At 62.2% G+C, this 20342-nt stretch carries 19 protein-coding genes; 9 read left to right on the top strand and 10 right to left on the bottom strand.

Features of this window, described 5'->3' with window-relative positions:
• Positions 1 to 214 precede the first annotated feature (214 nt).
• Together MUU55_RS29035 and MUU55_RS00885 are read left to right on the top strand one after the other, a co-directional pair.
• On the top strand, positions 215 to 340 hold the full coding sequence (locus MUU55_RS29035; protein WP_280518833.1) for a hypothetical protein: 126 nt from the start codon (positions 215 to 217) through the stop codon (positions 338 to 340).
• Positions 337 to 501 (top strand): hypothetical protein, encoded by a 165-nt coding sequence (locus tag MUU55_RS00885; RefSeq protein ID WP_244758890.1) that lies wholly within the window; start codon positions 337 to 339, stop codon positions 499 to 501. Before MUU55_RS29035 ends, MUU55_RS00885 begins: the two co-directional genes overlap by 4 nt.
• Positions 502 to 635: 134 nt before the next feature.
• On the opposite strand, the gene gyrA is transcribed toward MUU55_RS00885, so the two are convergent.
• Positions 636 to 3422 (bottom strand): DNA gyrase subunit A, encoded by a 2787-nt coding sequence (gyrA, locus tag MUU55_RS00880; RefSeq protein ID WP_244758889.1) that lies wholly within the window; start codon positions 3420 to 3422, stop codon positions 636 to 638.
• Between the two features lie 228 nt (positions 3423 to 3650).
• Here gyrA and MUU55_RS00875 point away from each other — a divergent pair, with 228 nt between their 5' ends.
• The gene (locus tag MUU55_RS00875; RefSeq protein WP_244758888.1) at positions 3651 to 4280 is read left to right on the top strand and encodes a MarC family protein; all 630 of its coding nucleotides are present in this window, start codon (positions 3651 to 3653) and stop codon (positions 4278 to 4280) included.
• A gap of 5 nt (positions 4281 to 4285) precedes the next feature.
• Here the strand turns inward: MUU55_RS00875 and MUU55_RS00870 are convergent, their stop codons facing one another.
• The 3 genes from MUU55_RS00870 to MUU55_RS00860 all read right to left on the bottom strand — a co-directional run bounded on the left by MUU55_RS00870 (position 4286) and on the right by MUU55_RS00860 (position 6146).
• Entirely contained in the window at positions 4286 to 4819 is a 534-nt protein-coding gene (locus tag MUU55_RS00870; protein ID WP_244758887.1) for an RNA 2'-phosphotransferase, read from the bottom strand.
• A gap of 325 nt (positions 4820 to 5144) precedes the next feature.
• The gene (locus tag MUU55_RS00865) at positions 5145 to 5546 is read right to left on the bottom strand and encodes a cupin domain-containing protein (RefSeq protein ID WP_244758886.1); all 402 of its coding nucleotides are present in this window, start codon (positions 5544 to 5546) and stop codon (positions 5145 to 5147) included.
• Between the two features lie 75 nt (positions 5547 to 5621).
• Positions 5622 to 6146 carry a single-stranded DNA-binding protein gene (locus MUU55_RS00860; RefSeq protein ID WP_244758885.1) on the bottom strand — a complete coding sequence of 175 codons (525 nt, stop codon included), beginning with the start codon at positions 6144 to 6146 and terminating at the stop codon, positions 5622 to 5624.
• 292 nt (positions 6147 to 6438) lie between these two features.
• Here MUU55_RS00860 and uvrA point away from each other — a divergent pair, with 292 nt between their 5' ends.
• The 3 genes from uvrA to MUU55_RS00845 are packed head-to-tail and all read left to right on the top strand — an operon-like array spanning position 6439 to position 10835.
• Positions 6439 to 9357 (top strand): excinuclease ABC subunit UvrA, encoded by a 2919-nt coding sequence (gene uvrA, locus MUU55_RS00855; RefSeq protein ID WP_244758884.1) that lies wholly within the window; start codon positions 6439 to 6441, stop codon positions 9355 to 9357.
• Between the two features lie 4 nt (positions 9358 to 9361).
• Positions 9362 to 9985 (top strand): glutathione S-transferase family protein, encoded by a 624-nt coding sequence (locus MUU55_RS00850; RefSeq protein WP_244758883.1) that lies wholly within the window; start codon positions 9362 to 9364, stop codon positions 9983 to 9985.
• A gap of 37 nt (positions 9986 to 10022) precedes the next feature.
• Positions 10023 to 10835: a DUF72 domain-containing protein gene (locus MUU55_RS00845; protein WP_244758882.1), complete on the top strand. Its 813-nt coding sequence runs from the start codon at positions 10023 to 10025 to the stop codon at positions 10833 to 10835.
• On the opposite strand, the gene MUU55_RS00840 is transcribed toward MUU55_RS00845, so the two are convergent.
• Positions 10836 to 11729: an EamA family transporter gene (locus MUU55_RS00840; RefSeq protein ID WP_244758881.1), complete on the bottom strand. Its 894-nt coding sequence runs from the start codon at positions 11727 to 11729 to the stop codon at positions 10836 to 10838.
• Between the two features lie 63 nt (positions 11730 to 11792).
• Positions 11793 to 13283, bottom strand: a complete 1491-nt coding sequence (locus MUU55_RS00835) for an NAD(P)H-hydrate dehydratase (protein WP_244758880.1) — start codon at positions 13281 to 13283, stop codon at positions 11793 to 11795.
• A gap of 363 nt (positions 13284 to 13646) precedes the next feature.
• Here MUU55_RS00835 and MUU55_RS00830 point away from each other — a divergent pair, with 363 nt between their 5' ends.
• Positions 13647 to 13985, top strand: coding sequence for a P-II family nitrogen regulator (locus MUU55_RS00830; RefSeq protein WP_003515720.1), 339 nt, complete (start codon positions 13647 to 13649; stop codon positions 13983 to 13985).
• 61 nt (positions 13986 to 14046) lie between these two features.
• Positions 14047 to 15456 (top strand): type I glutamate--ammonia ligase, encoded by a 1410-nt coding sequence (gene glnA, locus MUU55_RS00825; RefSeq protein WP_244758879.1) that lies wholly within the window; start codon positions 14047 to 14049, stop codon positions 15454 to 15456.
• A gap of 307 nt (positions 15457 to 15763) precedes the next feature.
• Here glnA and MUU55_RS29030 read toward each other — a convergent pair whose 3' ends face one another.
• The 3 genes from MUU55_RS29030 to MUU55_RS00810 form a co-directional block, all read right to left on the bottom strand.
• On the bottom strand, positions 15764 to 16900 hold the full coding sequence (locus tag MUU55_RS29030; RefSeq protein ID WP_280518832.1) for a CatB-related O-acetyltransferase: 1137 nt from the start codon (positions 16898 to 16900) through the stop codon (positions 15764 to 15766).
• Positions 16901 to 17017: 117 nt separating this feature from the next.
• On the bottom strand, positions 17018 to 18055 hold the full coding sequence (locus MUU55_RS00815; RefSeq protein ID WP_244758878.1) for a TAXI family TRAP transporter solute-binding subunit: 1038 nt from the start codon (positions 18053 to 18055) through the stop codon (positions 17018 to 17020).
• 37 nt (positions 18056 to 18092) lie between these two features.
• Positions 18093 to 19121 (bottom strand): coiled-coil domain-containing protein, encoded by a 1029-nt coding sequence (locus MUU55_RS00810; RefSeq protein ID WP_244758877.1) that lies wholly within the window; start codon positions 19119 to 19121, stop codon positions 18093 to 18095.
• Between the two features lie 155 nt (positions 19122 to 19276).
• Between MUU55_RS00810 and hspQ the strand changes: the two genes are divergently transcribed.
• On the top strand, positions 19277 to 19609 hold the full coding sequence (gene hspQ / locus MUU55_RS00805; protein ID WP_244758876.1) for a heat shock protein HspQ: 333 nt from the start codon (positions 19277 to 19279) through the stop codon (positions 19607 to 19609).
• 78 nt (positions 19610 to 19687) lie between these two features.
• Here hspQ and MUU55_RS00800 read toward each other — a convergent pair whose 3' ends face one another.
• Positions 19688 to 20311: an invasion associated locus B family protein gene (locus MUU55_RS00800; protein ID WP_244758875.1), complete on the bottom strand. Its 624-nt coding sequence runs from the start codon at positions 20309 to 20311 to the stop codon at positions 19688 to 19690.
• Positions 20312 to 20342 lie beyond the last annotated feature (31 nt).

Raw genomic sequence — 20342 nt, 5'->3', positions numbered from 1 at the left:
CGCCGCGATCCGCAAGGGTGCCGCCTGTCGCATCCTGAACTGTCCCCTGCCAAGAGGATGAACGCGGCATGAACGGGCCGTTCAAGAGCATTTCAGCTGCGCCATGCATAAATACCAGCATGGACGTCGGGAACAAAGGTCGCAATCGCGCATTTCCCCGACCGAACACAACGGAACAAGTAACGCGTTTCCTTAGGCTGGAAGGAATACGAAAATGGCACTGGCTCTACTCTGCATGACCATGTTCATCGCCCTTAGCGTCGCGACGATCCATGCGCTTCGCGAAGAGGATCGCCCGGCCGCCTCGAAGCTCGCGGCGCGTGGCAAGTGGCTGCGGTGAGCGAGGAAGCAACCATGGTCGGCCTCACCATTCTTTTTACGGTCTTCATCAGCGTGGTCTTCACCTTCGACTTCACGCGCACGATCCTCGACCTGAAGCGGGATCGCGCGGTGCTGAAAGCCACAAAGCTGAAAACAGAAGCAGGCGGCTTCGGCGTCTAGAGCGCCCCCTTGCCGCCGACCCTGCGGGTAGTCTTTCCTCCAGGCTACCCGCAATAAATGAAAAGCCGGACGGTCGTTCCCTGCCCGTCCGGCTTTTTCGTGCCTTGATTTCGTGTCTTGATATGACGAGGCTGTTACGCCTCGCCCTCGCCTGCATCGCCGGCTTCGACTTCACCATCGGCCACTGCGGCGTCCGCCTCGACCTCTGCCTCGTCATCGCCCTCCGGCTCGCTGATGCGCTCGACGGAGACCACCTTTTCGTCCTTGGCGGTCGAGAAGATCGTGACACCCTTGGTGGCGCGGCTGGCGATGCGGATGCCATCGACCGGCACGCGGATCAGCTGGCCACCATCGGAGACCAGCATAAGCTGGTTCTTGTCCTCGACCGGGAAGGCGGCGACGAGTTCGCCGATCTCGCTGGTTTTGGACGTGTCGGTGGCGCGGATGCCCTTGCCGCCACGGCCGGAGGTGCGGAAGTCGTAGGACGACGAGCGCTTGCCGAAGCCCTTCTGCGAGACGGTCAGAACGAACTGTTCGCGCGCCTTGAGCTCCTGATAACGGTCCTCGGAGAGATCGCCGACTTCGCCGACTTCTTCCCCGACCAGCGCGATATCCTCCTCGTCGACACCGCTGGCGCGGCGTTCGGTGGCGGAGCGCTTGAGATAGGCGGCGCGTTCCCACGGCTCGGCATCGACATGGCTGACGATCGTCATCGAGATGATGCGGTCGCCTGTGCCCAGGTTGATGCCGCGCACGCCAACCGAGTTGCGACCGGCAAAGACGCGCACGTCATCGACCGGGAAGCGGATGCACTGGCCGAGCGCCGTTGTCAGCAGTACGTCGTCCTGCTCGGTGCAGGTCTCGACGTTGAGGATCTCGTCGCCCTCTTCCTCGAGCTTCATTGCGATCTTGCCGTTGCGGTTGACCTGAACGAAATCGCTGAGCTTGTTGCGGCGCACCGTGCCGCGGGTCGTCGAGAACATGACGTCGAGGTTTTCCCACGTCGTCTCGTCCTCGGGCAGCGGCATGATGGTGGTGATGCGTTCACCGGGCTCGATCGGCAGCATGTTGATCAGCGCCTTGCCCTTGGACTGCGGCGTACCGATCGGCAGGCGCCAGACCTTCTCCTTGTAGACGATGCCACGCGAGGAGAAGAACAGCACCGGAGTATGGGTATTGGCGACGAAGAGGCGGGTTGCGAAATCCTCGTCCTTCATGGCCATGCCCGAGCGGCCCTTGCCGCCGCGGCGCTGCGCGCGATAGGTCGCGAGCGGAACGCGCTTGACGTAGCCGGCATGCGAGACGGTGACCACCATGTCCTCGCGGGCGATGAGATCTTCGTCGTCCATATCGGGACCGCCTTCGGCGATCTCGGTGCGGCGCGGCGTGCCGAACTCGTCGCGCACGGCGGCAAGCTCATCCTTGACGATGGTCATGATGCGTAGGCGCGAGGAGAGGATATCGAGGTAATCCTTGATCTCTTCGCCGATCTTGTTGAGTTCCTCGTCGATTTCATCACGACCCAGTGCCGTGAGGCGGGCGAGACGCAGTTCGAGGATGGCGCGGGCCTGCTCTTCCGAGAGGTTGTAGGTCAGGTCCTCGTTGATGCGATGGCGCGGATCGTCGATGAGCTTGATCAGCACATCGACGTCCTTGGCCGGCCAGCGGCGCTCCATCAGCTGCTCGCGCGCCGTCTGCGGATCGGGCGCGCGGCGGATCAGCGCGATCACCTCGTCGATATTGGCAACCGCGATGGCGAGACCCACCAAGACATGGGCGCGGTCGCGCGCCTTGCGCAGCAGGTATTTCGTGCGGCGGCTGACGACTTCCTCGCGGAAGGAGACGAAGGCGCGCAGCATGTCGAGCAGCGTCATCAGCTCCGGCTTGCCGCCGTTCAGCGCCACCATGTTGCAGCCGAAAGAGGTCTGCAGCGGCGTGTAGCGATAGAGCTGGTTCAGGATGACATCGGCATTGGCATCGCGCTTCAACTCGATGACGACGCGGTAGCCGTCGCGGTCGGATTCGTCGCGCAGATCGGAAATGCCCTCGATGCGCTTGTCGCGCACCAGTTCAGCCATCTTCTCGATCATCGTCGCCTTGTTCACCTGGAAGGGAACTTCGGTGATGATGATTTGCTCGCGGTCGCCGCGCATCGGCTCGATGGTGGCGCGGCCGCGCATGACGACGGAGCCCCGGCCCGTCTCATAGGCCTGACGGATGCCGGCGCGGCCGAGGATCAACGCACCCGTCGGGAAATCCGGTCCCGGAATGTGCTGCATCAGGTCGAGCAGCTCGATTGCCGGATTGTCGATCAGCGCGATACAGCCGTTGATGACTTCGGAAAGATTGTGCGGCGGGATGTTCGTCGCCATGCCGACGGCGATGCCGCCCGCGCCATTGACGAGGAGGTTCGGGAATTTCGCGGGAACGACGACCGGCTCGCTCATCGTGCCGTCGTAGTTGTCGCGGAAGTTGACCGTTTCCTTGTCGAGGTCGTCGAGCAGCGAATGCGCCGCCTTCTCAAGACGGCATTCCGTGTAACGCTGGGCCGCCGGCGGGTCGCCGTCGATGGAGCCGAAATTGCCCTGGCCGTCGATCAGCGGCAGGCGGAGCGACCAGTCCTGCGCCATGCGCGCAAGCGCGTCGTAGATCGCCGAGTCGCCGTGCGGATGGTATTTACCCATCACGTCACCGGTCACGCGGGCCGACTTCACGTATTTCTTGTTCCAGTCGACGCCCATCTCGCTCATCGAGTAGAGGATGCGCCGGTGCACGGGCTTCAGGCCGTCGCGCACATCGGGCAGCGCGCGCGACACGATCACGCTCATCGCGTAATCGAGATAGGATCGCTGCATTTCCTCGATGATGGAAATCGGCTCAATGCCGGGCGTCTTGCCGCCGGGTGTCGATTGTTCTGTCAATTTCGGTCACGATCGTTGTTCAGAATCAGATGCAATTTTATAGCCTACCGAGGCTTGAAGCGCCAATTTCACGAGGGGTTGTGAACAGGCTTTTCCCAGGAAATCCGCCAATTTGCGCATTTTCATGGCCACTTTCCGGCCACCCTTCCCTTCCCCGCCACGCTCGCCTAACAATGGGGCGGCAAGGCCGTCGAAAACGGCCGCTCAACGGCGAGGGGAACGCCTGACATGCTCAATATCGATCTCGTGGTCAACGCGATCACGACCCTGCTCGTGACCATCGATCCGCCCGGCCTCGCGCCGATCTTCCTCGGCCTGACGGTGGGCATGACGCGGCCGCAGCGCAAGCAGGTGGCGCTGCGCGGCTCCATCATCGCCTTCTGCATCCTCGCCGTCTTCGCATTGACGGGCGCCGGCGTGCTGTCGCTGCTCGGTATCTCCATCGGTGCCTTCCGCATCGCCGGCGGCCTGCTGCTGTTCTGGATCGCCTTCGAGATGATTTTCGAGCGCCGCAACGAGCGCAAGGAGAAGACCAGCGAGGTGGCGATCACCCGCGATCACATCCACAACATCGCCGTCTTCCCGCTCGCCCTGCCGCTGATTGCCGGCCCCGGCGCGATCTCAGCGACGATCCTGCTGTCCGGCTCCTTCCCTTCCGCGCTCGAACGCACCGCCCTCATCGGCGTGCTCGCGCTCTGCATCGGCATCCTGTTCCTGGCGCTTGTCATCGCCGACCGCATCGACCGCTTCCTCGGCAATACCGGCCGCGCCATCCTGACGCGTCTGCTCGGCGTCATCCTCGCGGCCCTGGCAGTGCAGTTCGTCGTCGACGGGGTGAAATCGGCCTTCGCGCTCTGAAGCGCCTACGGCTGCGAGAGATAGGCTGATGGCACGGCATCCGTCAGCCAGACACCATTCTCCGCCTGCCAGAACACGAGACCGTCGGCCTGCATCTGTCCGGCTGCAACCGTCAGCACGACCGGCTTGCCATGCCGCTGGCCGACCTTTCCGGCCGTCGTGCTGTCCGCCGAAAGATGCACCTTCTGCCGTCCCTGCGGCAGCAGGCCTTCCCGCAGGATCGCCTCCAGCACGGTGACCGCCGTTCCGTGATACAGAATGTCCGGCGGCGCGATCGGCACGAGGCCGAGATCGACAGGCACCGAATGCCCCTGCGCGGCCCGGATTCGCAGCCCGTCTTCGGAAAGCGTGAAGCGCTGCTTGTCGCTTTCGGCGACCACGGCGCGCAGTCGCGCGTCATCGATGTCGCGCCCCGCCAGCCGCGCCTTGGCGATCAACTCGTCCACCGCCACCCAGCCGCCCGCATCCAGCGCGATACCGATCGTCTGCGGCTCATGCCGCAGCACGAGGCTGAGAAACTTGCTGATATCCTTGCTCATATGATCCTCGACCTGCACCTGCCGCAGCTGAAATCCGTGTCAGTGCAGCGGAAACGCACCACCGCGCGCATCTATTCGTCGCTACGTCTTTCAAGGCTTTGGCAATCAACTAGGAAGCCTATCCGCCCGATAAATTCCTTCTCCTACGCTTGGTAAGGCAACGGCGAATAGACGAGAGCGCCAAAAAAGCCTGGAGCATGCGTCTCTGCCCTTTGGGGTCGCTTATGCCCCTCCAGAAACGGCGACAGCGGCAGCCAAACGCTCCCTCGCAAAAGCTCTATCCTCACACATCAGAGCCTGAAGGCACATAAGGCCGCACCCGGGTTCAGGGATTGTCCGCAAACCATTTGACGATGGAAGGCATGTTCTCCTCGAAACCGCCGGGCAGAAACACGTTGAGCAGACCGACACGCTCTTCCGTCCGGTTCTCGAAATCGTGCATCACGGTTGCGGGAATGCGCACGAAGCTGCCGGCCGGCGCCTCCAGCCAGTCTTCACCGGTGAGAATGCTCGCCACACCCGAAAGCACGTAGAATAACTCGACATTCTCTTCATGGGAATGGGCGCCCGGTCCCGATGTCCTGGGCTCAAGCCACCATTCGGAAACGCTGTAGGCATTGCCCGTCTCGCCGTGATCGGCCTTGAAGACCGCGTTCATGCGCCCGAGCGCATAGATACGCCCCTCGCCCGGCCGAACGAAAAGCACGTCGGTCTCGGTCTTCTCCATGCCCCGCCGCGCCTCCCGCGCAATCGACTGCACCAAAGAAAAAGGCCGGCGCTTGGCCGGCCTTTCGTCCCGTTCTCAGAACGGAATGTCGTCATCCATATCGCGCGACAGCGAGCCGCCGCCGCCCGAACGGTTGCCGCCGCCACTGCTGCTGCCGCCACCCGACGACGGGCGCGAGCCGTAATCGTCATAGCTCGGCGCGCCGCCGCCAAAATCGTTGCCGCCCCGGCCCGCACCGCCGCCTTCGCCACGGCCATCCAGCATGGTCAGCGTCGAGTTGAAGCCCTGCAGCACGATTTCCGTCGAATACCGGTCGTTGCCGTTCTGGTCCTGCCATTTACGGGTCTGCAGCGCGCCCTCGATATAAAGCTTGGCGCCCTTCTTCACATATTGCTCGACGACCTTGCACAGGCCCTCGTTGAAGACGACGACGGTGTGCCATTCGGTCTTCTCGCGGCGCTCGCCGCTGTTGCGGTCGCGCCAGGTTTCCGATGTCGCGATGCGCAGGTTGGCGATCGGCGTACCGGATTGCGTGCGCCGGATTTCCGGATCCGCACCCACATTCCCGATCAAGATCACCTTGTTGACGCTTCCAGCCATACCCGTACTTCCCATTGTCGCGCCGGGCTCAGGGCGCCCGACATCATTTCACTACATGAATGCGGCATCTTATCGGCTGCCGCGCCGCCGCGCCGCCCCGCAAAAGGGATAATCCACAGATCAATTGCGAAATTTCGTTCTTTTTTTGTTCTAATAATTCCCTACACTCTTGTCAACCGAATCGGAAACGGGCACGGAATCTTCTGACCGCGCGATGGACAGGCCCCGATCAATCCCTACATAGGGGCCTACCCCTTTTAAGAATGCGCAACGACTTCTGACGCTGGATACCATGAGCGAACTCAAGACTATTTCCATTCGCGGCGCACGCGAACACAATCTCAAGGGCATCGATCTCGACCTGCCGCGCAACAAGCTGATCGTGATGACCGGGCTTTCGGGCTCCGGCAAATCGTCGCTCGCCTTCGATACGATCTATGCCGAGGGCCAGCGCCGCTATGTCGAGAGCCTCTCGGCCTATGCGCGCCAGTTCCTCGAGATGATGCAGAAGCCCGATGTCGACCAGATCGACGGTCTGTCGCCGGCCATCTCCATCGAGCAGAAGACGACCTCGAAGAACCCGCGCTCGACCGTCGGCACGGTCACCGAGATCTACGACTACATGCGCCTGCTCTTCGCGCGCGTCGGCGTTCCCTATTCGCCGGCAACGGGCCTGCCGATCGAGAGCCAGACGGTCAGCCAGATGGTCGATCGCGTCATCGATTTCGGCGAGGGCACGCGCCTCTATATCCTCGCGCCCATCGTGCGCGGCCGCAAGGGCGAGTACAAGAAGGAACTCGCCGAGCTGATGAAAAAGGGCTTTCAGCGCGTCAAGGTCGACGGCCAGTTCTACGAGATCGCCGACGTGCCCGCGCTCGATAAGAAATACAAGCATGACATCGACGTGGTGGTCGACCGCGTCGTGGTGCGTGCCGATCTCTCCTCGCGCCTCGCCGACAGTATCGAGACCTGCCTGAAGCTTGCCGACGGCCTCGCCATCGCCGAATTCGCCGACAAGCCGCTCCCCGTCGAGGAGACTGCGGCCGGCGGTTCCGCCAACAAATCGCTGAACGAGACGCACGAGCGCGTCATGTTCTCCGAAAAATTCGCCTGCCCGGTCTCCGGCTTCACCATCCCGGAAATCGAGCCTCGGCTGTTCTCGTTCAACAACCCCTTCGGCGCCTGCCCGACCTGTGACGGTCTCGGCAGCCAGCAGAAGATCGATCCAGAGCTCATCGTGCCGGAAACCGAGCGCACGCTGCGCGACGGCGCGGTCGCGCCCTGGGCCAAGTCCTCCTCGCCCTATTACAACCAGACGCTGGAAGCGCTCGGCGCCGCCTATGGTTTCAAGCTGTCCAACCGCTGGTCGGAACTGTCGGAGAAGGCGCAGAACGCCATCCTGCACGGCACGGACGAGAAGATAGAGTTCAACTACAAGGACGGCGCACGCTCCTACAAGACCGTGAAGACCTTCGAGGGCATCGTGCCGAACCTCGAGCGCCGCTGGAAGGAAACGGACAGCGCCTGGTCGCGCGAGGAAATCGAACGCTACATGTCGGCCGCGCCCTGCCCGGCCTGCGCCGGTTATCGCCTGAAGCCCGAGGCGCTCGCGGTCAAGATCAACAAGCTGCATATCGGCGAGACGACGGCCATGTCGATCCGCGTCGCCCGCGACTGGTTTGAGGCGCTGCCGGAGCATCTCAACACGAAGCAGAACGAAATCGCGGTCCGCATCCTCAAGGAAATCCGCGAACGCCTGCGCTTCCTCAACGATGTCGGCCTGGAATATCTCTCGCTCTCGCGCAATTCCGGCACGCTGTCGGGCGGTGAAAGCCAGCGCATCCGACTGGCGTCGCAGATCGGCTCTGGCCTGACCGGCGTGCTCTACGTGCTGGACGAACCGTCGATCGGCCTGCACCAGCGCGACAATGCCCGCTTGCTCGATACGCTCCGGCATCTGCGCGACATCGGTAACACCGTCATCGTCGTCGAGCATGACGAGGACGCGATACTGACGGCGGACTACGTCGTCGATATCGGCCCCGCCGCCGGTATCCACGGCGGTGAGGTGATCGCGCAGGGCACGCCCGGCGAGGTCATCGCCAATCCGGCCTCGCTGACGGGCAAATATCTCTCCGGCGAACTCTCTGTCGCCGTGCCTTCCGAGCGCCGCAAGCCGAAGAAAAAGAAGGAAATCAAGGTCGTCGGCGCCAAGGCCAACAACCTGAAGAACGTCACGGCCTCCATTCCGCTCGGCGTCTTCACGGCGGTGACCGGCGTGTCTGGCGGCGGCAAGTCGACCTTCCTGATCGAAACGCTCTACAAGTCGGCAGCACGCCGCATCATGGGCGCGCGCGAAATCCCCGCCGAGCACGAGCGTATCGACGGCTTCGAATATATCGACAAGGTCATCGACATCGACCAGTCGCCGATCGGCCGCACGCCACGCTCCAATCCGGCGACCTATACCGGTGCCTTCACGCCGATCCGTGACTGGTTCGCCGGTCTGCCGGAGGCCAAGGCGCGCGGCTATCAGCCGGGCCGCTTCTCGTTCAACGTCAAGGGCGGCCGCTGCGAGGCCTGCCAGGGCGACGGTGTCATCAAGATCGAGATGCACTTCCTGCCCGACGTCTATGTCACCTGTGACGTCTGCCACGGCAAGCGCTACAACCGCGAGACGCTCGACGTGACCTTCAAGGGCAAGTCGATCGCCGATGTACTCGACATGACCGTCGAGGAAGGCGTCGAATTCTTCGCCGCCGTGCCCGCCGTGCGCGACAAGCTGGTCACGCTGAACCAGGTCGGCCTCGGCTACATCAAGGTCGGCCAGCAGGCGAATACGCTGTCTGGCGGCGAGGCTCAACGCGTCAAACTTGCCAAGGAGCTGTCGAAACGCTCGACCGGCCGCACGCTCTATATCCTCGACGAACCGACGACCGGCCTGCATTTCCATGACGTGGCAAAACTGCTGGAAGTGCTGCACGAGCTGGTCAACCAGGGCAATTCCGTCGTCGTCATCGAGCACAATCTGGAGGTCATCAAGACCGCAGACTGGATCATCGACTTCGGCCCCGAAGGCGGCGATGGCGGTGGCGAGGTGATTGCCGAGGGCACGCCGGAGGATGTCGTGAAGGTCGAGCGCTCCTATACGGGCCACTTCCTGAAGGAGCTTTTGGAGCGTCGTCCAATCAAGAAGATCGCGGCGGAGTAACCGGATGATCCTGATCGGCCAGTACGATTCGTCCTATGTGCGCCGCGTCGGGATCGCACTCAGGCTCCATGATCTCCCGTTCGAACACCGGCCCTGGTCGGTGTTCAGCGAAGGCGAGAAGGTGCAGGCGGTCAATCCGCTCATGCGAGTGCCGACGCTGGTGCTAGACGATGGCGACGTGGTAGCCGACAGCGGTTCCATCCTCGACTATCTCGACGGCCTCGTGCCGGCGGAGAAGCGGCTTCTTCCGCAGGCCCAGCCGCAGAGGCGACAAGCCCTCAAGGTAATGACATTCGCGACCGGGTTTGCCGATAAAGGCGTTAGTCTGTTCTACGAACTGCATCTGCACGAGACACCGTCGGCTTACTTCGTCGAACGCTGCCGCGCGCAGATACTGACGGTGCTCACCGCGCTGGAGGCCGAGCGCGCGACGCGGCCCGGCACATTCTGGTTCGGGCGCATCACCCATGCCGATATCGCCGTCGCCTGCGCCTGGCGGCATATGCGCGAGGCGCATCCGGGTCTGATCGATGAGACCGCCTACCCTGCATTGGCGAGCCATTGCGCCGGCATGGAGGCCCTGCCGGTGTTTCAGGAGATGTCCCAGCCTTTCATCGCGCCCGCCTGATCGGCGCGCGGCTACCCGTCTGTCGAGGAGAACTGACATGAGCACATCCGGCACCATCAGAACCGGCATCGGTGGCTGGACCTTCGATCCGTGGGAAGGCACCTTCTATCCGGAGAAACTCACAAAGAAGCGGCAGCTGGAGTTTGCCAGCCGTGAGCTGACGGCCATCGAAGTCAACGGCACCTATTACGGCTCGCAAAAGCCGGAGACCTTCGCAAAATGGGCCTCCGAAGTACCTGATGGCTTTATCTTCTCGCTGAAGGCAAGCCGCTTCACCACCAACCGCAAGGTTCTGGCGGATGGTGGCGAATCCGTCGAAAAATTCCTGAAACAGGGGCTCACCGAACTCGGCGATCATCTCGGCCCGATCCTCTGGCAGTTTCCGCCGACGAAGAAATTCGAACCCGACGATTTCGAGGGTTTTTTGAAGCTGCTGCCGGAAAAGCTCGACGGCCTGACGCTGAAACACGCACTCGAGGTGCGCAACGTGACGTTCATGACGCCTGAATTCGCGGCCCTGGCCCGCAAATACAACAAGGCCATCGTCTACGCGCAGCACGAGGAATACCCTGAGATCGCCGATGTCACGGCTGACTTCGTCTATGCGCGCCTGCAAAAGGGCTCTGATGACATCAAGACCTGCTATCCGGAAAAGGCGCTTGATGAATGGGCCGGCCGGATCAAGGACTGGGCTGCCGGTGGCGAGCCATCGGACCTGCCGAAGATCGACCCCGATACGAAGCCGGCTAAGAAGGGCCGTGACGTCTTCGCCTTCTTCATCACCTCGGGCAAGGTGAATGCACCGAACGGCGCGCGGGAACTGCAGAAGCGCACGCAGCCGAAAGGCTGATCACAAGGCCTGCGGGGTGCCTGTCCGCAGGCGGCCGATCAGCCGCGGTCCGAGCACGGTGAGGATCAGGCCGCAGACGACAAGGGCGGCGCCGGCAAGCCGCGACGCGCCGAAGCTCTCGCCGAGCACCAGGGCGGAGAAGCTCATGCCGAAAATCGGCACGAGCAGCGAGAACGGCGCGACGGTGGCGACCCCGTGCTTGCGGATCATCGCGCCCCAGACGCCGAAGCCGAAGATCGTCGCGATGTAGGCAATATAGGCGACCGCGCCGAGCCCTTGCCAGGAAAGCGCCTGCAAGGCGGCCATGTCTCGGTCGAAACCTTCCGTCGCAAGCGAGATGATCGCTAGCGGAATGGGCGGCACGAGGCTGACCCAGACCATAAGCGCCAGCATATCGACATTGCCGGCCTGCTTGGTCAGCATGTTGGAGAAGGCCCAGGCGAGGCCGGCGGCCAATATCAGGGCCAGACCGAGATAGGTGAAGCTGCCATCGACGGTCGTGGCGATCAACACCATGCCGCAGAACGCCAGCAGGATGCCGCCGATCTGCGTCGGCTGCGGCCGGTTGCCGTAGAAGATCGCCGCAAGCGCGACCGTGAAGAAGGCCTGCGACTGCATCAGAAGCGAGGCTAGGCCGGCAGAGACGCCAACAGCCATGCCGATGAACAGCAGGCTGAACTTTATCACGCCGAGCACGATGCCGATGGCGAGGATGATGCGCCAGGAGACGGCCGGTCGCGGCAGGAAGAAGACGAGCGGCAGGGCAGCGAAAAGGAAGCGCAGGGCCGAAAACAGGATCGGCGGGAAATTGGCGATGCCAATCTTGATGACGACGAAGTTGAAGCCCCAGGCGATGGCGGCAAGCACGAGCAGAGCAACGTCGATCAACCCCATGACACTGCGAATCCTTCTTTCACCCGAGCGCTATTCTTAGCCGGCACGGCATTCCGGCCAAAGTCATTTGATTTGATCGAAGCCATCAAGCGCGCTGATGAGGGTTTCCGCGGTCAATCCTTCGCCCGCGCGCTGTCCCGCCGCGCCATGACGCCAGACGGCGCTGGCGGCGGCCTCGAAGATCGGCATGCCCTGCGCGAGATGGGCGCCGACGATCCCGGCAAGCACATCGCCGGAACCGGCGGTGGCGAGCCAGGGCGGCGCGTTGTCGTTGACGAGCACACGGCCGTCAGGCGCGGCGATGACAGTATCGGCTCCCTTGAGGATGACGACGCCATTGCTGCGGGCCGCCGCGTTGCGGGCACGGTCGATTTTCGAAAGGGTTCTGTCACCGGCAAGATCGGGGAAAAGCCGAACGAATTCGCCGTCATGCGGGGTGAGCACGAGCCGCACAGGCCCCTCGGCGAAGACGGAAAACAGCGCATCGGGGTCGTCGCGGAAAGCGCTGATGCCGTCGGCATCCAGAACGAGCCGGCGGTCGTGTTCGGCAAGCAGGCGGACATACCGCCTCGCCGCCGCCGCACCGCCGAAACCGGGGCCGAGCACGAAGGTGTTCAGCCGTTCGTCCTCAAGCACCTTCGCGAGGTCTTTTTTGCCATCGACAGTCTTCAACATGACGGCGGTAAGATGCGCGGCATTGATCGGTGCGGCATTGTGCGGCGACAGCAGCGTTACGAGCCCGGCGCCGGCGCGAAGGCCGGCCGTCGCAGATAGCCGTGCTGCGCCCGTCGCTGCGGCGGGGCCGGAAAAAACGACGAGATGGCCGCGGACATATTTGTGTATCGCGCCCGTCGCGACCGGAAGCGCCAGGCGCCAGACTGCGGGCGAATTGATCCGCATGTGCCCGCCATGGCGGGCAAGGATGCGGGCAGGAATGCCGATATCGAAGACATCGAGGGCGCCGGCGAGGCTTCTGCCCGGCAGGAGCAGATGACCGGGCTTGCGACACATGAAGGTGACGGTTGCCTCCGCCTCGAAGGCGGCGCCCCGCACCCTACCCGTGCGTCCATCGACGCCGGAGGGCAGATCGACCGCGAGTACCGGGACGACGGCCCTTGCCACAGCCGCAATCAGGCTTGCCACCGCATCCGGCACGTCGCGCGTCAGGCCCGCCCCGAACAAGGCGTCGATGACGACATCGCCGACACGCGGCGCACAATCGGAAAGCGGTTTTACGCTGCCGTGAAAGGCGGCAAAGGCGGTGGCGGCGTCTCCTTTGAGCGTGGCCGGCTCACCGAGTGCATGAACGACGACGACGGCTCCCGCTTGCGCGAGCGCGCGCGCGGCGACATAGCCGTCCCCACCATTGTTGCCCGGCCCGCAAAGCACGACGAAACGCAGGGCACTCGGGAAGCGGCGCAGCGCCACGGCGGCGACCGCCTGCCCTGCCCGCTCCATCAGAGCAAAACTCGAAAGGCCCGATGTGGCCGCCGCGCGGTCGATGGCGCCCATTTCCTCCGGTGTGACGATCAGCGTATCGATTTCCTGGTGCATGCCGCACCATGCCCGCAAAGCGCCGGGTGAGACAAGCCCGACTGAAACGCATATTGCCGCTTATTTTTTCGGCATCTGCATAGTCTATGTGCTCAATTTTGCAGCTTTGCGCGCCACTTCCGCGTCACCGCGTGTGAGCTGTCGCTGGCCGGCATGGAAAGTGACAAATTTTAGGCAGATGGCACTAGCCCTTTTGGCTGGAAAGCCGCATCATCTGCATGTGATGACGAGCGGGATCAATAGAGACACGAAATTCGTCCGATCTGGCATGCATTCTGCTTCAAGTTGGCATGCTACGTGCATTTGGAGTTTGCAGCGGGCGCACACCGCGCGCGAACGGGAGAAGCGGAGAGACATTTTCTCATGAAAAAGATCGAAGCGATCATCAAGCCCTTCAAGCTCGATGAGGTGAAGGAGGCGCTGCAGGAAGTCGGCCTGCAGGGTATCACCGTCACCGAGGCGAAGGGCTTTGGACGCCAGAAGGGGCACACGGAACTTTACCGTGGTGCCGAATATGTTGTCGACTTTCTGCCGAAGGTGAAGGTCGAGGTTGTTCTGGCGGACGAAAATGCGGAGGCCGTGATCGAGGCGATCCGTAACGCGGCGCAGACCGGCCGCATCGGCGATGGCAAGATCTTCGTCTCCAATGTCGAGGAAGTCATCCGCATCCGCACCGGCGAGACCGGCGTCGACGCCATCTGATCCCGCCTGGCCGTCCGGCCAAGGCTTATCCACTCGTCATTTCACACAGGGACCAATACACATGACGACTGCCAACGAAATCCTCAAGCAAATCAAGGAAAACGACGTCAAGTTCGTCGACCTGCGCTTCACCGATCCGCGCGGCAAGCTGCATCACGTCACGATGGATGTCGGCTGCGTCGACGAAGACATGTTTGCCGATGGCGTCATGTTCGACGGCTCCTCGATCGGCGGCTGGAAGGCCATCAACGAGTCCGACATGGTGCTGATGCCCGATCCGGCAACGGTTCACGTCGACCCGTTCTTCGCGCAGTCGACCCTCGTCATCATGTGCGACATCCTCGACCCGGTCTCGGGCGAAGCCTATAACCGCGACCCGCGCGGCACGGCCAAGAAGGCCGAAGCCTACCTCAAGGCCTCGGGCATCGGCGACACCGTCTATGCCGGCCCGGAACCGGAATTCTTCGTCTTCGACGACGTCAAGTACAAGGCCGATCCGTACAATACGGGTTTCAAGCTCGACTCGTCGGAACTGCCGTCCAACGACGACACCGACTACGAGACGGGCAACCTCGGCCATCGTCCGCGCGTCAAGGGCGGCTATTTCCCGGTTCCCCCGGTCGATTCGTGCCAGGACATGCGCTCGGAAATGCTCACGGTGCTGACCGAGATGGGCGTCACCGTCGAAAAGCAGCACCATGAAGTGGCAGCCGCCCAGCACGAGCTCGGCGTGAAGTTCGACACGCTCGTTCGCAGCGCCGACAAGGTGCAGATCTACAAGTACGTCGTGCACCAGGTCGCCAACGCCTATGGCAAGACGGCAACCTTCATGCCGAAGCCGATCTTCGGCGACAACGGCTCGGGCATGCACGTCCACCTGTCGATCTGGAAGGACAGCAAGCCCCAGTTCGCCGGCGACGAATATGCCGGCCTGTCGGAAAGCTGCCTTTATTTCATCGGCGGCATCATCAAGCACGCCAAGTCGATCAACGCCTTCACCAACCCGACGACGAACTCCTACAAGCGTCTCGTCCCGGGCTATGAAGCGCCGGTTCTGCTGGCTTACTCCGCCCGCAACCGCTCGGCCTCCTGCCGCATTCCGTTCGGCACGGGTCCGAAGTCCAAGCGCGTCGAAATCCGCTTCCCCGACCCGCTGGGCAACCCCTATCTCGGCTTCGCCGCCATGCTGATGGCCGGCCTCGACGGCATCAAGAACAAGATCCATCCCGGCAAGGCCATGGACAAGGACCTGTACGACCTGCCGCCGAAGGAACTGAAGAAGATCCCGACGGTCTGCGGCTCGCTGCGCGAAGCGCTGGAAAGCCTCGACAAGGATCGCAAGTACCTGACGGCCGGCGGCGTGTTCGACGACGACCAGATCGACAGCTATATCGAGCTGAAGATGGTCGAAGTCATGCGTTTCGAAATGACGCCGCACCCCGTCGAATTCGACATGTACTATTCGGCCTAACCTCGAATTTGGAGAGGTTTACATCGTAGACCTCTCCAAAACATCGGGTTGAAATTCGCATGAAATTTGGCAGGAAATCCGGCTCGCAAGCCGGATTTCGAGGCCAGCGTGGAACGCCAAACCGCAACCGATTGTGTCAGCCCCTCGAAGGGCAAAGAGTTCGGAAAACGATCACGATGTCCTGGCAGATAGCCGGAACATCCTCCGCAGACAAGGGACAGCCAACCTTCACTCGATGACGGGAACGCCGGAACAGCGGCGACTTTCCCAGGAACATGACCGGATTGTCGGAGCTGCCTGGAAACGGTCAGCCGAGGATCGATGCCTTGAACAGGGCGGGAGCCAGATCGATCGGCTTGGGTTTCCAACGCTGAACCTTTCCATCGGCTTCCCGATCGAGCAGCTCCATCACGGCGCGTCTGGGGTCAGACCAGTGGGGCGGTATATCCACGATATTGAACTCCCACCATTTCGACTGAAGCAGAAGATCGACGAGATCCGTTTCGAAACGCATGCGAACGGGTTTTGCCGGAGAGCCTGCGACGATCGTGTAGGGAGGTACGTCCCTAGTGACGATTGACCGGGCGGCCACCACTGCTCCATTCCCGATCGTCACGCCGGTCGCGATCAACACGCCTTCGCCGATCCAGACGTCGTTTCCGATCGTGACTGGCCCGCCGACCGCGTCGAACGCCTCCTGCGGGATGCCGAGCTCTCGCGCCAGTTCTGCATGTTTATAGTGATAGGTGATCGGATGCATGGTGAGACGATCCATCGGATGTTTCTCGCCCATGATCTGCACCCTCTGTGCTATGCTGGTGTACCTGCCGACGGAGTAGTCCCCGTTCATGGCGCCGACGACATAACTATAGGCGCCCATACTGACGAACCGCTTGAGGGGGAGCGTCACTTCGGGTTCAACGAACACCGGCCTTGCGAACGGCACCCGTTCGCCACGCTCTATGACACCGTCATTGCGCATTCCGTGAAGGAGGAAGATGCGATTGCGCTTGAAGAACTCCGTGCAGCCGTTTTCCCAGGTCAGCGCCAGCGGATAGGTCAGCTCGATTTTTTCCATGAAATATGTCAGGCCGGGCTGGTAGCCGCGGGCCGCAGGCAGAGCAAGCCCCGCATATCGATCCTCCGACACCTTCTTCAGTGCGGCGATCGGCTCCTTGTTTTGGTTGACCAGGATGATGGTTTGCTCGCTCAGCACCCAGTAGACGGCATCGTGCTGCGGCACGTTGTGAACGGTGCCTCGCTCACCGAGGATCATGCCCTCCGAGATCGTTCCGCCAGAGCCTCCAAAGCGCCAGATCGGTTCGCTCAGATTATCGGTTTGCGTCAAAATAAGATCCCCGCTCAATGGGACGCACAAGCTAATCTGGCCAACGTAGAGTTTGTTGATTGCGTGAGGCTGTTTGAAGCGACCGAAGGGCTTCATTCTGCGAGACCGGCCGTTATGGCCGGCCTGGAGTGATGCTCAGCGCCCTCTCGGCAACATAGTACTGGAAAAGCGCGGGCGGCACGGCACATAATGCCGATGACCGGATCATAGATTTTATTGCTGGAGGCGCTGCTTCAGGAGGTCGAGATATTCTTCATTCGTGTCGTCGGCCGTGCTGCCAGCGGCGTTGCCGGAGACCGGCTTGCAGGCGGGCTTGTAATCCAGCGCCATGCCGGCCTTTACACAGACGCCGACCTGCCAGCCGGGCGGCAGTGCGGTGAGGTCCACGGTCTTCCACTTCGGATGGCCGGTCGTCTTCAGCTTGCCGAGCCCGGAAAGGATGAGGCTCGAGAAATCCGCCACCGTCTTGCAGCTATCGCGGTGATAGGCATTGCGCTTGATGTCGTAATCATAGGTCATCATCACGGCCTTGACCGCGACGAGGTCGACTGGCTGGTCCTGGAAGGAATAGGTACCGGGCTCGATGCGCGAGGGCGTGTAGGTCGCCAGCAACGGCGCCTCGGTGATCGGAAGAAGATGGAACTTCGCCTTGTCGATCGTATTCCCGGTAAACAGGGAAGCCGGCGCGCCGGCAACATAGAAAAAGGCGTCGATCTCGCCGGAGAGCAGCTTCGGAAGCGCCTCGTCCGGGTTGATGTCCAGCCTCTCCCCGGCCTTCACCTGCAGGATGTCCATGACGAGCGTGGCCGTCAGAAAGGTGCCCGAATCCTTCTTGCCGACAGCGATCCTCTTGCCGGCGAGATCCTTCATTCCGGCGATGTCCTTGCGGGCCAGAACATGGATTTCCTCGTTGTAGAGCGGGAACATGATGCGCACGCCCTTGACCGCCTTCTGCACCTCCGGGTCGTTCGCCTCGAAGGTCTTCAGGTATTCCAGCACGTCGCTCTGCACGATACCGAACTGCGTGTTGCGACGGTTGCGCACACCGACGAAGTTTTCCAGGGAGCCGGCGCTTTCCACGACGTTGAGGTTGAGCCCGCATTCGGCGCCGAGGGCGGCGATGTCACGACCGATCTTGATATAGGTGCCCTGCGGCCCGCCGGTCATGATGTTGCGCTCAAAGCTCTGCGCCCCAGCGCCGCCGACCGAAAGCGCAAGGCCGAGCGCGGCCATCAGAACAGATCGCTTCATCGAAATCTCCTTCCAGAGCCGGCAAACGCCGGCGCGATTAGCAGCCGCTGTCGAGATCGCGCATCAGGTTGCGCATCGCCAGCACCGGAATGTGTTTGAAGACGCTGCCAAGTGCAATGGTAACGCATTCGCCGGACACCAGCGTGCGCTCGAGCTGGTCGCGCTGCGTGCCGGTCAGCCGGTCGAGACCGGGCATCGCGCGCACTGCCGCGGCCACCAGGGCAGCGTTGCGCGGGCTTTGGCCATCCGAGGGCTTCGCATTGTCGAGCGCCGGCTTGTTGCCACCATCCTTTTGACCATCCGGCCTCGTGGCGCCCGCCGCGGCCTCAAGCGCCTCGATCCGCGCCGCGAGCGCCAGATTGCGTGCGTTCAGCGTGGCGATTTCCCGCTCCTTGCTGGCAATGCCTTCATGCAGGATAGGGAGTTCTTTCGTGCGCAGCTGTTCTTCCGCGCTCCGCGCTTCCCCGAGCGCGCGGCGTAGCGTATCGATCTCGGCCTCAAGACGTTCGGTCTGCGCGTTCTGTGCCGCGCCCTGCGTGCTTCGGGCCTGATCCAGTGCCTTTTCCAGCCGCGCGATCTGATCGGACACCAATGAAAGCCGGCGCTCACGGTCGAGGACCGCCTCTTCCGCACGCTTTTTCAATGCCTCGGCATCCGCGACGCGCTGCGAAGCAAGCTCCAGATCGTTCTCGAGCTTCGGCACGACGTCACGGGTCAGGCGGACATTGTCGGCGACGGCAACGGCCGCTTCGGAGGCGTCCGTGTTGCTCTTGAGCGTATCGACCTGTCGCTTGAGGCTGCCGTTCTCCTCCGTCAGCGCCTGCGCCTTGCGGCTGCTTTCCTCGATCTGTGCCGTTCGGGCATCAAGCTCCCTGGCAAGATCGGCAATGCGTCGGTCGCGCGCCTCGATCTCGCCGGATGGCGCCGCACCGTCCAGAATGCGGAACGCTCCATAGCCGCCGGCAGCGCCGAGCGCCAGGCTGACGACGACGGCGAACAGGATACCGCCTATTCCCCCGCCACCGGAAGTCTGTCCGTTGCCGCTCCTGCCCCACTGTGTGTTCATGCCATTCGATCCGCCTGAGACGCTGTTCTTCGAGGTACGCCGAAACCGCCGGAGGCGCAAGCGCAACACCCCGTGCATGAAGGACGTATGACAGGGGTGGAACTATTGATGTTTTCCGGCAATTACCCAAATATAAGGGGAAAGGTAGGTACGCCATGAAGATGCGTAACGCAAAATTTGCCATCGGCGACATCGTCCGCCACCGGGTCTTTCCCTTCCGTGGCGTGATCTTTGACGTTGATCCGGAATTCGCCAACACGGAGGAATGGTGGAACGCCATTCCGGCGGAAATCCGCCCCTCGAAGGACCAGCCGTTCTATCACCTGTTTGCGGAGAACGAGAACAGCGAATATGTCGCCTATGTCTCCGAACAGAACCTGGTGCCTGACGATAGCGGCGAACCCATTCGTCATCCGCAGGTTCGCGCGCTGATGGACGCTGACCAGGGCCATTATCGCTGGAAGGAAGAGACCGGCGTTTTCCACTGACCGGCTTTCCTCACACGCTCAGGCAACAAAAAACCCGGCTTTTGGCCGGGTTTTCCATATGTGAATGAAGCGTGACGCTTACTGGCTCTTGGCAGCCTTCTGCGCGTCTTCCAGCTTCTTGCGGGCTTCCTCGGCCTTCTTCTGCATTTCTTCCTGCAGCAGGCGCTGGCGCTCTTCGAGCTTGGACTGCTCGATCGGCTCGCCGTCGAAGACGCCGGTGAAGCCTTCGAGCGACATCTTGATCGGGTTGGGCGCGCGCTGGAAATTGATCGAGGTCAGGACCAGCTCGCCGCCCTTCTTGAGGCTCGCGATCATCTGGTCGGTCAGCAGGACTTCGGCAACGCACTTGTCGGGCATGCAGATGGCGTAGTCGAGCTTCAGGCCCTTACCGCCGTCGATCTGCATCTGGATGCCCGGCGGGATGAGGCGTGCGCTCGGAACCGAGACCTGCATGATCTTGCGGTTGGTCTTGCCGGTGACGGTGATGAGGCCGACGGCGGTGATGAGCTGGCCGCTGCTTGCCGTCAGCAGGTTCTGCACGATGCAGACGTCGTTGTCTTCCTGCTTGGTGCAGACCTTGAACCAGCCCTTCGGCGGAGCGGCTTCCTGGGCGAGCGATACGGACGGAGCCGCCGCCAGGGCGACCGACGCGGCGAAAGCGGAAAGCACGGTCCGCTTGATGAGGTTCGATGTGAAGATCATGACGAGTTCGGTCTCCTGAAAATCCGGTGCC

The sequence above is a fragment of the Shinella curvata genome (assembly GCF_022899935.1).
Lineage (GTDB): Bacteria > Pseudomonadota > Alphaproteobacteria > Rhizobiales > Rhizobiaceae > Shinella > Shinella curvata.
This window is presented reverse-complemented; position numbering and strand designations above follow the sequence as displayed.

Coding starts and splice junctions, on each gene's coding strand:
- MUU55_RS00850 (WP_244758883.1), top strand. CDS start 9,362: ATGATCCTGATCGGCCAGTACGATTCGTCCTATGTGCGCCGCGTCGGG.
- hspQ (WP_244758876.1), top strand. CDS start 19,277: ATGAAGATGCGTAACGCAAAATTTGCCATCGGCGACATCGTCCGCCAC.
- MUU55_RS00870 (WP_244758887.1), bottom strand. CDS start 4,819: ATGAGCAAGGATATCAGCAAGTTTCTCAGCCTCGTGCTGCGGCATGAG.
- uvrA (WP_244758884.1), top strand. CDS start 6,439: ATGAGCGAACTCAAGACTATTTCCATTCGCGGCGCACGCGAACACAAT.
- MUU55_RS00810 (WP_244758877.1), bottom strand. CDS start 19,121: ATGAACACACAGTGGGGCAGGAGCGGCAACGGACAGACTTCCGGTGGC.
- MUU55_RS00840 (WP_244758881.1), bottom strand. CDS start 11,729: ATGGGGTTGATCGACGTTGCTCTGCTCGTGCTTGCCGCCATCGCCTGG.
- MUU55_RS29035 (WP_280518833.1), top strand. CDS start 215: ATGGCACTGGCTCTACTCTGCATGACCATGTTCATCGCCCTTAGCGTC.
- MUU55_RS00865 (WP_244758886.1), bottom strand. CDS start 5,546: ATGGAGAAGACCGAGACCGACGTGCTTTTCGTTCGGCCGGGCGAGGGG.
- MUU55_RS00860 (WP_244758885.1), bottom strand. CDS start 6,146: ATGGCTGGAAGCGTCAACAAGGTGATCTTGATCGGGAATGTGGGTGCG.
- MUU55_RS00815 (WP_244758878.1), bottom strand. CDS start 18,055: ATGAAGCGATCTGTTCTGATGGCCGCGCTCGGCCTTGCGCTTTCGGTC.
- MUU55_RS00845 (WP_244758882.1), top strand. CDS start 10,023: ATGAGCACATCCGGCACCATCAGAACCGGCATCGGTGGCTGGACCTTC.
- MUU55_RS29030 (WP_280518832.1), bottom strand. CDS start 16,900: ATGAAGCCCTTCGGTCGCTTCAAACAGCCTCACGCAATCAACAAACTC.
- MUU55_RS00875 (WP_244758888.1), top strand. CDS start 3,651: ATGCTCAATATCGATCTCGTGGTCAACGCGATCACGACCCTGCTCGTG.
- MUU55_RS00835 (WP_244758880.1), bottom strand. CDS start 13,283: ATGCACCAGGAAATCGATACGCTGATCGTCACACCGGAGGAAATGGGC.
- MUU55_RS00800 (WP_244758875.1), bottom strand. CDS start 20,311: ATGATCTTCACATCGAACCTCATCAAGCGGACCGTGCTTTCCGCTTTC.
- glnA (WP_244758879.1), top strand. CDS start 14,047: ATGACGACTGCCAACGAAATCCTCAAGCAAATCAAGGAAAACGACGTC.
- MUU55_RS00830 (WP_003515720.1), top strand. CDS start 13,647: ATGAAAAAGATCGAAGCGATCATCAAGCCCTTCAAGCTCGATGAGGTG.